This is a genomic window from Microbulbifer sp. ABF4_148, assembly GCF_056158985.1.
Map to the genome: position 1 here is coordinate 3,358,715 of NZ_JBSWUI010000001.1, position 13,786 is coordinate 3,372,500.

The following is a 13,786-nucleotide window of genomic DNA, read 5'->3' on the forward strand; positions in this document are numbered from 1 at the left end:
GAACTCCTCAATACAATTAGCTGGTGACGGTCGCACGTTTTCGCGCAGCAACGATGCTCTCATACGCGACAGTGATATTTTTCATCTGCTCTTCGGCATCGCGCATAAATTCATCCGGCAGACCTTTCGCCGCCAGTTTGTCCGGATGGAACTCCGCCGCCTTGCGGCGATAGGCCAGCTTGAGGTCCTTATCGCTCACCTCCGGGTCGCACTCAAGCACAGCATAGTGTTGCTCGAGAGTATCCGGTGCTGTTGCAGCACCACCGGTAAACTGGTTTCTGAACGCCGAATAAATACTGTCGTGCAATCCCAGGTATCCGGGAATACGTCGCAGAATCTCTTCTTCTGAAGGATGCAGCTGTCCATCTGCATGCGCCAGGGCAAACAGCAGCCGGTAGAGCATTTCCCGCATGGCCGGATTACCCACCAGCTGCCGATATTGCTGCGCATAATCATAAATACTGTACGCGTCAGACTTGGCATTCTGGAAAATCTTGATCGCCTCGCGGCGATCCTCTGCACTCATGCGCAGATTATTTTCCATGAAGTCTTCGACTAACCGAATTTCCTCGCGCGTGACCTGCCCATCAGCTTTGGCCATTTTTGCCAACATGGAGAACAGCGTGACGACAAATACAGTTTGCGCCCCATCCCGGTTGAGCGAATCTGCCGCGGTGCCGACGCGCTGGAGACCGCTCCCGAACGAGCTGCCAATCCAGGCACCCAAAGCCGCACCAATTGGGCCACCAAACATCATACCGATGCCGGCACCAATTCCCGCACCCAACCAAGACATGACTACCTCCGAACGCTCACTGCGCCTTGTTTCCGGCGGCCATCATAGCACGTCGGGTCCGAATCGCTTGGCGCTTCTGTTTTGGCATTGAGGCAGGGGAAATACGCAGGACACGTAGCTAGGAGGGAAAGAGACCAGACAACCCGGATGGCTGCCTGGTCAGGAAAAGCAGCTTATCCGCCCATGGAGCGAACCATGGTAATCATGACGCCAGCCGCGACGGCGGAACCGATCACGCCAGCCACGTTCGGGCCCATAGCGTGCATCAGCAGGAAGTTCTGCGGGTTGGCCTCAAGCCCGAGCTTGTTGGACACACGGGCGGCCATCGGTACCGCAGACACGCCAGCAGATCCAATGAGCGGGTTCACCTTATTGGAACTGAAGACATTGAGCAGCTTCGCCATCAATACCCCGGTCGCGGTACCAATCGCGAACGCCACAATACCAAGTCCGAGAATACCCAGAGTTTTGGGATCCAGGAATTTGTCTGCAGCCAGCTTGGAACCCACGGACAATCCCAGGAAGATCGTGGTGATATTGATCAGGGCATTTTGCGCCGTGTCCGAGAGGCGGGAGACCACCCCGCACTCACGCATCAAGTTACCAAAGCAGAACATACCCAACAGCGGCGCTGCATCCGGCAGGAACAACGCCACCAGGATAAGCAGCAATAGTGGGAATACGATCTTCTCGCGCTTGCTGACGTGACGCAGCTGCACCATTTCGATCTTGCGCTCTTCCGGCGTAGTCAGTGCGCGCATGATCGGCGGCTGGATCAGCGGCACCAGCGCCATATAGGAATAGGCCGCTACCGCGATTGCGCCGAGCAGGTCGGGCGCCAACAGGCTGGATACATAGATCGCGGTCGGGCCATCCGCACCACCGATGATACCAATGGCGGCAGCGTCCGCGACGGAGAAATCCATAATGCCTGCCGCAGAGAGAGCAACCGCGCCCAGTACCGTGGCAAAAATACCGAACTGCGCCGCCGCCCCCAGGAACAAGGTCCGGGGGTTGGCCAACAGTGGGCCAAAGTCGGTCATGGCACCGACACCCATGAAAATTACCAGCGGCGCAACGCCGGAGGCGATGGCAACGCTGTAGAAGTTGTACAGCATCCCATTGGAGAAGCCCGCATCCATCGCCAGAGAAGCCACCTTGGCCTGCACTGAGGCCGGAGCATCTCCGAGCGCCACGTTCAGCGCCTCAACGGAGCTGGCGGCCTCAACACCGAGTATCTGCGCCATTTGCGCCAGCAGGGTGGCGTCACCGGAGAGAATTGCACTCTCCGCCGCAGAAAAGGCCAGGTTTGCACCAGGAATATTTGCCAGAATGCCACCGAAACCGATGGGTACCAGCAGCAGCGGTTCAAAGTTCTTCCGAATCGCCAGGAACAGCAACCCGAGGCCGACCAGAATCATCGCAAACTGGTTACCCGCGATCTGGTACAGACCGGAAGAAAGCCAGAGGTTATAAAGATTTTCCACAAGCGCCCCCGGAGTTAAGCAATGCTCAGCAGGGCGTCGCCCACTGCCACCGCATCACCTTCTTTTACGGTTACGCCACTGACGGTGCCCGCCTTAGGCGCGCTCACCGCGGTCTCCATCTTCATGGCTTCCAGAACAATAATGGTCTGGCCTTCAGTTACCTGATCACCGGGTTTCACTAGCACCTTGAAAATATTACCGGCCAGCGGTGCCGGGACGGTCTCACCACCCGATGGCACCGCGCCAGCTGCCGCCGGCGCGGCCACAGATGCTGCACCCACTGGTGCAATACCGGTCAGGTCGCCGCCATCGGCGACGGTAACGGTGTAGCTCTGACCTTCAACAGTGACGGTATAAACCTCTTCGCCCTGGTCATTTTTGACGGCTGCACCTTCTTTACCAGTCGGTACAGGCTCAAAGGCATCGGGGTTGCCACGATTTTTGAGGAACTTCAGACCGACCTGCGGGAACAGTGCATAGGTCAGCACGTCGTCAATCTCACGCTCGCCCGCCTCCAGACGGATACCGTCTTCACCGGCTTTTTGCTTCAGTTCAGCAGTGAGCTTGTCGAGCTCATCTTCGAGCAGATCTGCCGGGCGACAGGTCACAGGTTTCGCACCGTCAAGAACGCGTTCCTGCAACTCTTTATTAACCTCGGCGGGAGTCGCACCGTACTCGCCTTTCAGGACGCCGGAAGTTTCCTTGGAAATAGACTTGTAACGCTCGCCGGTCAGGACATTCAGCACCGCCTGGGTGCCAACAATTTGCGAGGTAGGCGTGACCAGTGGAATGAATCCCAGATCTTCACGCACGCGCGGGATCTCGGCCAGTACCTCATCCAGCTTGTCACTGGCACCCTGCTCGCGCAGCTGGTTTTCCATGTTGGTCAACATGCCACCCGGTACCTGGGCAACCAGGATGCGCGAATCGACACCGCGCAGCGACCCTTCAAATTTGGCGTACTTCTTACGCACCCCGCGGAAGTAGGCCGCGATTTCCTCGAGTAGCGCGATATCCAGTCCAGTGTCGCGCTCGGTACCTTCAAGAATGGCGACGACTGCCTCAGTGGGGCTGTGGCCGTATGTCATGGACATGGAGGAAATGGCGGTATCGATATTATCAATGCCAGCTTCCACGCACTTCAGCGCAGTCGCGGTCGACAGACCGGTCGTCGCGTGACACTGCATATGAATCGGAATATCCACAGCGGCTTTCAGGCGCTTGACCAGCTCGTAGCCTTCATAAGGGCGCAGCAAACCCGCCATGTCTTTAATGGCAATAGAATCGGCACCCATGTCTTCCAGACGACGCCCCAGATCTACCCATAGATCGAGCGTGTGTACCGGGCTCACGGTGTAAGAGATGGTTCCCTGCGCATGCTTATCCTGCTTCTTCACTGCCTTCAGCGCAGTCTGCAGGTTACGCATATCATTCATGGCGTCGAACACGCGGAAGACGTCGACGCCATTTTCCGCTGCGCGCTCAACGAACTTCTCAACCACGTCGTCGGCGTAATGGCGATATCCGAGAATGTTCTGGCCACGGAACAGCATTTGCTGTGGCGTGTTCGGCATAGCCTTTTTCAACTCGCGAATACGCTCCCACGGATCCTCGCCGAGATAGCGGATGCACGCATCAAAGGTCGCGCCACCCCAGGATTCGAGTGACCAGAAACCCACCTTGTCGAGCTTCTCGGCAATCGGCAGCATGTCATCCAGGCGCAGCCGGGTGGCGAAAAGTGATTGGTGTGCATCACGCAGGACTACGTCGGTAATCCCCAGTGGCTTCTTAACCTCTGTCATGGATTATCTCTCTCGGCAAGTTTATGGGTTATTGGGTTAAAACAGCGGCAGTGATCAGCGGCGCTTGCTGCGGTGCTGATCGATAGCGGCTTTGATTACAGCCTGCAGACGGACGTCACCTGAAGCACTGGACGGCGCGGCAATGGCAGCGGGTTCGCTCTCCGGGAAAAACCGGGTAATCAACCGGGACATCAGGGTCGTTCCAACGACCAGAAGCAGCAGGAAGGAAAAAACGATCCCCATGCCGAACAACGTAATGTCCAGACCCTGTTGAAGCAGTGTTTCCTGCACCGTGCGTCTCCTGTGAAGAATTTAGCGGCGGCTATTATCAGTAAAAGTCTCTTTTAAAATCAAATACTTATTAGTTTCAGCCGCAACAAACAGATAGTTTTCCACAACCGTTTTCTAGAGAAAAAATGCCTACAAAAACTGCCTTTCCGAACTTTCCATTAGAGGGCAGCCCAATGTGCTGATAAAATGATCAGCCGTTTCATTGGCGCCCCCATTTCTTAGTTCATGAATACAGTTTTCGACCAGACAGTCCCACAAATATACCAAGCGCCCATGGAGGGCGTCATTGACCATCATGTGCGCGGGTTGCTTTCCGAGATCGGCGGTGTCGATGTCTGCGTCACTGAATTTGTCCGCGTCACCCACACCATGTTGCCGCGCAAAGTCTTCCATCGCTTTTGCCCGGAACTCGATCACGAGGCGAAAACACAACACGGCATCCCCGTAAAATTACAGCTTCTGGGCGGCAATCCCGCCACCATGGCAGACAATGCCGTCCGCGCAGTGGCCGCCGGCGCAAAATCCATCGATCTGAACTTTGGTTGTCCGGCGAAATCGGTCAATAACAGCGATGGTGGCGCATGCCTGCTGCAAAGTCCTCATCGCGTCGAAGCCATTGTGGCAGCGGTGCGAAATGCGCTACCGGCGGATATTCCGGTATCCGCCAAGATTCGCCTGGGCTACAACGATCGCCTCAGCTATATGGATAACGCCCGCGCGGCTGAAGCCGGTGGTGCCAGTGAGCTGGCTGTGCACGCGCGTTCCAAAGTGGACGGCTATCGCCCCCCTGCGTACTGGGAATACATCGGCGAAATTCGTCAGGCACTCAGCATCCCGGTTATCGCCAACGGAGACATTTGGACGGTCAGCGAATTCCAACGCTGCCAGGAAGTGACCGGCTGCGACGCCTTTATGCTTGGCCGCAGCCTGCTGGCCCGCCCCGACCTGGGCCTGCAAATCAAGGCCGCCTGCCGTGGCGAAGACTATTCACCGATGTCCTGGCATCAGGTCGTTGCCCTGCTATGGCGCTACTATCAGACGACCCGTACGACGTATCCATCGAAGTACCTCGGCAACCGCATCAAGCAGTGGCTGGCATACCTGAAACTAGGGTATCCGGAAGCACAGGGGTTCTTCGAGCGTATCAAGCGCCACAGAACCCCGGAGCTGTTGGAACAGGCGTTTTCACAAGAACTCGACAGCCCAACCAGAACGCCGGAAATCAGCGCAGCCTGACGTTCGGGACTTTTTTCGAAAAAGTGCTTGCAAAAGCCCCGGGTGCACGGCAGAATTCGCGCCCTATCGAGCTGAACGGCCAACCATCGGAAAGCCCAGAGGTTCGATAACTTGCGGATTTTTAAGGACTTTTTCTTAAAAAGACTTAAAAAAAGAGTTGACGAAGCACAGGCAACTCACTAATATTCGCAACCACAACGCAGCGCGCTCGTAGCTCAGCTGGATAGAGTACCTGGCTACGAACCAGGCGGTCGGAGGTTCGAATCCTCCCGAGCGCGCCATATACAAAAAGCCCCATCCGAAAGGATGGGGCTTTTTTTATATGTCCCGTTTGGGAGGCAAGAGGCTCCGCAGGTTCGACCAACTCGCATAGCGAGTTGAGACCGAGCAACGCGAGCCCGCAGGGGCGAAATACGCCAAAGCGTATTTCGAGTCCATCCTCCCACACTGCAACCCCAGCACCACATCCCCACTCCCCATCCGATTCCTCAAACCAATCCCAAAACACCCCCCGCTCAAACCACAAGTTAACTGCCAACCCCGCTCCCTCCCCAAAGAGATCACGCCAACTTTGACTACGCTGCATCTAATGCACCGCTCTCCCTTCAGAGAGCGGAGCTTCTCTATTGACCAGAAGCACTACGAGCCCGCCAATGAAACGTCGTGATTTTTGCAAAGCCGTCACTCTTATTCCCGCAACTACCTTGCTGGGGCCTGCCAGTGAAAAGGCATTGGGCCAATCCAAACCAGAAGATGGTCAAAAAGACGCAGCCGCTGACAAACCTTCCAAAGGCTTCACCCAGGGCCGTGGCAAAGGCATGACCGCGAAAGATGCCGACGGCATGACTTATTCCGATATGAGTAAACCGGACGGCAAAAACCCGATCGCCGAACAGCAGGTGGCAGGAGGCGCCGCCAGCAAGCCCTACCAGATGCCCCTGACACAGGAAGAGCAGGACATGCTCGATGGCTCCAAGGGCCCGGTCATGGCCAAGCTGATGAAGATCCTGGTCGCGCACGGTAACGCCTTTGGCGCCGACAAACTGGTGAAGCTCGGCGGACGCCCCCACTCGTCTATGTACTTTGGCACCGATTACATGGCGTCCCTGATTGGCATCTTCGATGAGGTCGCCAAAGCGGGGCTGAAATCCTACGCCCCCTACACCGTTAACCCGCGTCCATACGACGTTTACAACGTCAACAACAACCCCACCGATATGCAGCTTATCTATGAGGGCTACGCACGTCAGAGAGATGTCGACTGGGTACACGTCCGGCTCGGCTCGCCCGATCTCAACTACCGCAGCTGCGCCTGTTATTTACCGGAAATCGGTAACGCACCCAAACCCGGTACGTATGTCGCCTGGGCTGAGTCATCTGCGGTCAATTACGGTAACTCCGCACTCGGGCTACGCACGAACCGCAATGCCACCGGCATGGAATTGCTCTGTGCCATCGTTGGGAAAGCACCCCGCTTTGGCCTGATGACCGATGAGGGCCGACAGGCAAAGTGGCTGGTCGATGTAAAGACGAGCAAAGAACCGGACTGGGGTGTGATTGGCACCGCCATCGGACGTAAGTGCGTTGAAGATGTGCCCTTCATTTCGGGGCTCGACAGCTACTTCGGCGGCAAGATCACCAACGAAAATATGCACAAACTCAAGGCCATGGGCAGTGCCACCGCGTCCAGCGGTGCTGTTGGTCTCTACCATGTCGAAGGCGTAACACCTGACGCGGTCGACAAGGAACGGAAACTCCTGCTTGAGGGATACCAGACTTACGTCATCGACGACGCGGAGCAGGAACGAATTCGCGATACGTTTGAAAACCAGTGGTCGCAAAAAGACCATGCGCCCACCCACTGCTTTATTGGCTGCCCGCACAACACCTACGATGAAATCTACCAGTGGGGGCTTAATGTCACCCAGGCACTGGAAAAGCGCGGCAAGAAAGAAGCCGCAATACCGGTGTATCTATTCTGCGCGAACGTGGTACGCGACCACCTGGTGGAAGAGCATCCCGAGTTGGTGGGCAAGATGAAAGCTGCTGGCATGAAGTTTACCAATATGTGCTCCGTGTCTTATGCCGGGATGAAAGGATTTTCAGAGCGGGTTTTCGGCGTGACGAATTCTGCCAAAACCCGCAACTATTCAACACTGCGGTATTTTCCGGATGACGTACTCATCGAGATCATTGTCACCGGAAAAATACCAAAGGGTGCGGCGTAACGATACGCAGAAACTTACGCACGCACATTTACGCCTCTGATACGGCTGGAGAATGCAATGGCGAAGAAAAAATTCCAGGGACGCCCACTGTTGCCCGGCAAGCTGGAAGGGAAAGCACTGGTATCCACGGTGCCTTTCAATACGAGTAATTCCTACATCAAAAACATGTTTGGTGGCGAGACAGAAAGTGCTCCCTGTACAGACGCGGCGAACAAAGACCTCTATCAGAAGGATCTCAAAGGCGCGATTATTTGTACGACCCAAACTGTCGGCTCCACTTTGGGCGGCTGTGTACTGATGGGGATGAGCGAAATCGGCGTAGGACCGCAAGCGATGTTATTCGCCTGGCCGATCGACTCCGTCTCTTCCGCGGGCCTGTTTATGAACGATATCTGGTATGACCGCCGAATTATCACCGTCGACAAGCTGGGGGACGACTTCCTCAAGTCGGTCAAGTCCGGCGATCCCATTGCGATCTACGAAGACGGAACTGTTGAGGTGGGGTGAGCTAGTTCGACAGAAAGTTGCGGTAGTACATTGATGGATCATCTCCGGAATATTGCCTCGCTGCGAGTACTGGCTGCCGTCAGCCTGTGCGCGACCTGCCTGCTGCCCGGCGGCGTCACCGCGCAGACATCTTCCGGGACGACGCAGCAAGACGCTGTCAGCAACGATCCAACCGACCCCTCCGCGATCCTGCCGATTATCGCGGAGCGCCGCGCCCAGCGTGATTCCCTGCTGGGGATCTCCCCGCTCAAAGGAGCCCACGACGCGTTCAGCAACTTCTCGGATATGGTGTACCGGGAAAACTGTGTACGCCTGGGCGTCACCTTCAATCACCTTTTCCAGGGGGTGACTGAAGCGGTCGATGACGACTCCAAAAAGGGCACCACCACTGACATGGACCTGGTCGCATCCTGGGATGCCTACAGGCGGGGCCAGCCCAATGCCGGCAAATTGTATGTCCATATTGAGGGACGTTGGGACTACGGTAGCACCGGTCCACAAGACCTGGGCTTCGTCAGCCTCGCTACCGCCGGTGGCACCGCAAACGCATTTTCTGCATATACCCCCACCTTTCTGCCATTTAGGAACCTGTACTGGGAACAAGGCAGCAAAGAAGCTGGCGGTGCCTATCGCATCGGGAAAATCACCCCGGATGCCATTCTGGCTACCTCCCAACACATCTCGCCCGTCACCACGTTTTTACCCAATGCCGGCACTGGCCTGTTCGTAAGTGGTTACCCCGACTCCGGTATCGGTTTCGCAGGTGCACTTTACCCACATGAACGCTGGCGGCTACTCGGGGTAGTCTCCGATGCGAATGGCGATCGTCAGAACTTCGGTGACATCGGTGCGAAAGACCTCTACAAGGCGGTGGAAATCGGATACAAGCAATGCCCCAAGACAAAAAAAGCGGGCTATTCGAAACTCACCCTGTGGCACAACGATGGCACCAAGGACGATCAGCCAATCAACGCAAGCACCGGGCGCGAGGGCCATGGCGTAACGGTAAAGCTGGAGCAGGAACTGGATCCTCACGGCAAAAAGATCGCAGTCGTCCGCTGGGGCAAGGCCTGGAGAAAGTCCGCGATCTATCGTGAACAGGCCGCGATCTCCTTCCTGGTCTATAACCCCAGCGGTCCCCTGCGAATGCAAAATGACCTGTTCGGGGCAGCGATCAACTGGGTCGAGTCGGTGGTCCCGACTGCGCGAGAAGAAGTGAACTTCGAGATTTTCTATCGTTTTCCTTTATTTGTGGGGCTCGATACGACGGTGAGCCTCCAGCACATCGAAAATCCGGCATTCACAGAAGAGTTCAGTGAGGCGCAGGCGTTTAGCATCAGGATTCGATCTGTTTTCTGATTTCGTAGCTTTCAATATAAAAAAAGGGCCACCCAAATGGGTGGCCCTTTCTTTTATTTGAACCGGGCTGGCGATCCAGCCTGAGCGGTTCGCTTCGCCTGAACTTATCAGACCTACACTGTGTCCCGCGCTACGCGCGGTCTCGCTATGCGATGCCTTCGGCACACCAAACTGGCACCTGCGGTGCATCGGCTCCGGGGTCGCGCACGACTCACATGGCAGCGCGTTGCGCTGCGTGGTAGTACGCATTTGTGTGTTTGATAAATAAAAAAAGGGCCACCCAAATGGGTGGCCCTTTCTTTTACTTGAACCGGGCTTGCGATCCAAGTGGAGCGATGCCCCTCAACTGCGGGCAGAGGCAATGCGCATCCGCGTCGCCATCCATGGCGCAACTGCATTGTGTTCGATCAAGCCCCTGCCCGGCCATCCGTGGCCGGGCGTTCGTCACTCGCAAAGCAGGCTTTGCGTCGCTAGCGCGACCGCTCCTCACCCTACTCTCACGATGCTCGGCAGTACGCATTTGTGTGTTTGATAAATAAAAAAAGGGCCACCCAATTGGGTGGCCCTTTCTTTTATTTAGAAGCCTGACGATGACCTACTCTCACATGGGGAATCCCCACACTACCATCGGCGATGTTGCGTTTCACTTCTGAGTTCGGCAAGGGATCAGGTGGTTCCACAACTCTATGGTCGTCAGGCAAACTGGCTTGGGTTGGCATCGGTCTTAAGAGCCTTGGCTCTGCCTGCCGTGTTATCGCTGTTTGCCTCGGTCTAATGACCGGCGATAACCCCAAATAAGTCGGTAAAACACTCTGTAGTAATACACCGCAAGTCGATGCTCTTTCGAGCTTCTTGCGCGTCTCTCGATTGGACACAATCCAAATCGTTAGTAACCATCTCTGTTGTATGGTCAAGCCGCACGGGCAATTAGTACTGGTTAGCTCAACGCCTCACAACGCTTCCACACCCAGCCTATCAACCTGGTAGTCTTCCAGGGCCCTTCAGGACTCTCAAGGAGTCAGGGAAATCTTATCTTGAAGGAGGCTTCCCGCTTAGATGCTTTCAGCGGTTATCCCGTCCGAACATAGCTACCGGGCAATGCCACTGGCGTGACAACCCGAACACCAGAGGTTCGTTCACTCCGGTCCTCTCGTACTAGGAGCAACTCTTCTCAAATTTCCAACGCCCACGGCAGATAGGGACCGAACTGTCTCACGACGTTCTAAACCCAGCTCGCGTACCACTTTAAATGGCGAACAGCCATACCCTTGGGACCGGCTTCAGCCCCAGGATGTGATGAGCCGACATCGAGGTGCCAAACACCGCCGTCGATGTGAACTCTTGGGCGGTATCAGCCTGTTATCCCCGGAGTACCTTTTATCCGTTGAGCGACGACCCTTCCATACAGAATCGCCGGATCACTATGACCTACTTTCGTACCTGCTCGACATGTCTGTCTCGCAGTCAAGCGCACTTATACCATTATGCTCATTGCATGATTTCCGACCATGCTGAGTGCACCTTCGTACTCCTCCGTTACTCTTTGGGAGGAGACCGCCCCAGTCAAACTACCCACCATACACTGTCCTCGATCCGGATAACGGACCTGAGTTAGAACCTCAAACATACCAGGGTGGTATTTCAAGGACGGCTCCACAATCACTAGCGTGACTGCTTCAAAGCCTCCCACCTATCCTACACAAGTAGGCTCAAAGTTCAGTGCAAAGCTGTAGTAAAGGTTCACGGGGTCTTTCCGTCTAGCCGCGGGTACACTGCATCTTAACAGCGATTTCAATTTCACTGAGTCTCTGGTGGAGACAGCGTGGCCATCGTTACGCCATTCGTGCAGGTCGGAACTTACCCGACAAGGAATTTCGCTACCTTAGGACCGTTATAGTTACGGCCGCCGTTTACCGGGGCTTCGATCAAGAGCTTCGCCGAAGCTAACCCCATCAATTAACCTTCCGGCACCGGGCAGGCGTCACACCCTATACGTCCACTTACGTGTTTGCAGAGTGCTATGTTTTTAATAAACAGTCGCAGCCACCTGGTCACTTCGACCGGCCTCAGCTTAGGGAGCAAGTCCCATCACCAAAACCGGCGTACCTTCTCCCGAAGTTACGGTACCATTTTGCCTAGTTCCTTCACCAGAGTTCTCTCAAGCGCCTTGGTATTCTCTACCTGACCACCTGTGTCGGTTTAGAGTACGGTTCACTATTACCTGAAGCTTAGAAGTTTTTCCTGGAAGCATGGCATCAACCACTTCGTCTCTTAAAAAGAGACTCGTCATCAGCTCTCGGCCTTAGGGACCCGGATTTGCCTAAGTCCCCAGCCTACAACCTTAAACACGGACAACCAATCGCCGTGCTGGCCTAGCCTTCTCCGTCACTCCATCGCAGTAATAGCGAGTACAGGAATATTAACCTGTTTTCCATCGACTACGGCTTTCGCCCTCGCCTTAGGGGCCGACTAACCCTGTCCCGATTAGCGTTGGACAGGAACCCTTGGTCTTCCGGCGGGGAGGTTTTTCACCCCCCTTATCGTTACTCATGTCAGCATTCGCACTTCTGATACCTCCAGCAAACCTCTCAGTTCACCTTCAACGGCTTACAGAACGCTCCTCTACCATGCGTGTAAACACGCATCCGCAGCTTCGGTTATCAGTTTGAGCCCCGGTATATCTTCCGCGCGGGCCGACTCGACTAGTGAGCTATTACGCTTTCTTTAAAGGATGGCTGCTTCTAAGCCAACCTCCTAGCTGTCTGGGCCTTCCCACATCGTTTCCCACTTAACTGATATTTGGGACCTTAGCTGGCGGTCTGGGTTGTTTCCCTTTCCACGACGGACGTTAGCACCCGCCGTGTGTCTCCCGCGATTGCACTCCTCGGTATTCGGAGTTTGCATGGGGTTGGTAAGTCGGGATGACCCCCTAGCCCAAACAGTGCTCTACCCCCGAGGGTGAGACGCGAGGCGCTACCTAAATAGCTTTCGAGGAGAACCAGCTATCTCCCGGCTTGATTAGCCTTTCACTCCGATCCACAGGTCATCCCCTAATTTTTCAACATTAGTGGGTTCGGTCCTCCAGTTGATGTTACTCAACCTTCAACCTGCCCATGGATAGATCGCCGGGTTTCGGGTCTATTGCCTGCAACTAAACGCCCTATTAAGACTCGATTTCTCTACGGCTCCCCTAAGCGGTTAACCTTGCTACAGACAATAAGTCGCTGACCCATTATACAAAAGGTACGCAGTCACCCCGAAGGGCTCCTACTGCTTGTACGTATACGGTTTCAGGTTCTATTTCACTCCCCTCTCCGGGGTTCTTTTCGCCTTTCCCTCACGGTACTGGTTCACTATCGGTCAGCTGGGAGTATTTAGCCTTGGAGGATGGTCCCCCCATGTTCAGTCAAGATAACACGTGTCCCGACCTACTCGATTTCACTTAAAATGCCTTTTCGTGTACGGGGCTATCACCCTGTATCGCGGTACTTTCCAGAACCTTCCACTAAAACATTAAAAGCTTAAGGGCTAATCCCCGTTCGCTCGCCGCTACTAAGGGAATCTCGGTTGATTTCTTTTCCTCCGGGTACTTAGATGTTTCAGTTCCCCGGGTTCGCCTCCCTAACCTATGTATTCAGTTAGGGATACCTGTAAAACAGGTGGGTTTCCCCATTCGGAAATCCTAGGATCAAAGTCTGTGTGCCGACTCCCCTAGGCTTATCGCAGGCTCCTACGTCCTTCATCGCCTCCAGCTGCCAAGGCATCCACCGTATACGCTTAGTCGCTTGACCATACAACACAAACGACTACTAACGACTTATTAAACATCCAGGTAAATTCCTGGACGCCGGATTGTGTGCTTGAGAGACACACAAATATTGAATGTTGAGTAGTTGTTAAGTACTCAACCTCGCCTTGCAGTGTATTACTACAAAATGTTCCACCTTGTTAAAGAGCATCTGATGCAAAAATCAGAAAGCTAACTTCTTGAACCAATCAAGCAATTCAAGAAACCAGTTTTCTGACTTCTAATGTAGGGAAGGAAATGGTGGAGCTAAGCGGGATCGAACCGCTGACCTC

The 13,786-nt window shown here is 54.9% G+C and carries 8 protein-coding genes, 2 tRNA genes and 2 rRNA genes (1 of these 12 only partly in view); 5 read left to right on the top strand and 7 right to left on the bottom strand.

Annotated elements, in window-relative coordinates:
• Window positions 1-16: 16 nt before the first annotated feature.
• The 4 genes from djlA to ACXAD0_RS14905 all read right to left on the bottom strand — a co-directional run bounded on the left by djlA (window position 17) and on the right by ACXAD0_RS14905 (window position 4,376).
• Complete coding sequence (djlA, locus tag ACXAD0_RS14890; protein ID WP_475089349.1) at window positions 17-796, bottom strand: co-chaperone DjlA; 780 nt, start codon at window positions 794-796, stop codon at window positions 17-19.
• Between the two features lie 173 nt (window positions 797-969).
• The gene (locus tag ACXAD0_RS14895) at window positions 970-2,283 is read right to left on the bottom strand and encodes a sodium ion-translocating decarboxylase subunit beta (RefSeq protein WP_475089351.1); all 1,314 of its coding nucleotides are present in this window, start codon (window positions 2,281-2,283) and stop codon (window positions 970-972) included.
• Window positions 2,284-2,297: 14 nt separating this feature from the next.
• Complete coding sequence (oadA, locus tag ACXAD0_RS14900) at window positions 2,298-4,085, bottom strand: sodium-extruding oxaloacetate decarboxylase subunit alpha (RefSeq protein WP_475089352.1); 1,788 nt, start codon at window positions 4,083-4,085, stop codon at window positions 2,298-2,300.
• Window positions 4,086-4,139: 54 nt separating this feature from the next.
• Window positions 4,140-4,376 carry an OadG family protein gene (locus ACXAD0_RS14905; protein ID WP_475089353.1) on the bottom strand — a complete coding sequence of 79 codons (237 nt, stop codon included), beginning with the start codon at window positions 4,374-4,376 and terminating at the stop codon, window positions 4,140-4,142.
• A 273-nt stretch (window positions 4,377-4,649) separates the two neighbouring features.
• Here ACXAD0_RS14905 and ACXAD0_RS14910 point away from each other — a divergent pair, with 273 nt between their 5' ends.
• The 5 genes from ACXAD0_RS14910 to ACXAD0_RS14930 all read left to right on the top strand — a co-directional run bounded on the left by ACXAD0_RS14910 (window position 4,650) and on the right by ACXAD0_RS14930 (window position 9,706).
• On the top strand, window positions 4,650-5,612 hold the full coding sequence (locus ACXAD0_RS14910) for a tRNA dihydrouridine synthase (RefSeq protein ID WP_475089354.1): 963 nt from the start codon (window positions 4,650-4,652) through the stop codon (window positions 5,610-5,612).
• A gap of 204 nt (window positions 5,613-5,816) precedes the next feature.
• A tRNA-Arg gene (locus tag ACXAD0_RS14915) sits at window positions 5,817-5,893 on the top strand.
• Window positions 5,894-6,265: 372 nt separating this feature from the next.
• Window positions 6,266-7,840: an aconitase X gene (locus tag ACXAD0_RS14920; RefSeq protein WP_475089355.1), complete on the top strand. Its 1,575-nt coding sequence runs from the start codon at window positions 6,266-6,268 to the stop codon at window positions 7,838-7,840.
• Between the two features lie 57 nt (window positions 7,841-7,897).
• Window positions 7,898-8,347, top strand: coding sequence for an aconitase X swivel domain-containing protein (locus ACXAD0_RS14925; protein ID WP_475089356.1), 450 nt, complete (start codon window positions 7,898-7,900; stop codon window positions 8,345-8,347).
• 33 nt (window positions 8,348-8,380) lie between these two features.
• Window positions 8,381-9,706 carry a hypothetical protein gene (locus ACXAD0_RS14930; RefSeq protein ID WP_475089357.1) on the top strand — a complete coding sequence of 442 codons (1,326 nt, stop codon included), beginning with the start codon at window positions 8,381-8,383 and terminating at the stop codon, window positions 9,704-9,706.
• A 582-nt stretch (window positions 9,707-10,288) separates the two neighbouring features.
• Here ACXAD0_RS14930 and rrf read toward each other — a convergent pair.
• From rrf to ACXAD0_RS14945, 3 genes are all read right to left on the bottom strand, one after another.
• Window positions 10,289-10,404: ribosomal RNA gene (gene rrf, locus ACXAD0_RS14935) — 5S ribosomal RNA — on the bottom strand.
• A gap of 208 nt (window positions 10,405-10,612) precedes the next feature.
• Window positions 10,613-13,497 (bottom strand): 23S ribosomal RNA (locus ACXAD0_RS14940).
• Window positions 13,498-13,752: 255 nt separating this feature from the next.
• A tRNA-Ala gene (locus ACXAD0_RS14945) sits at window positions 13,753-13,786 on the bottom strand (it continues 42 nt past the right edge of the window).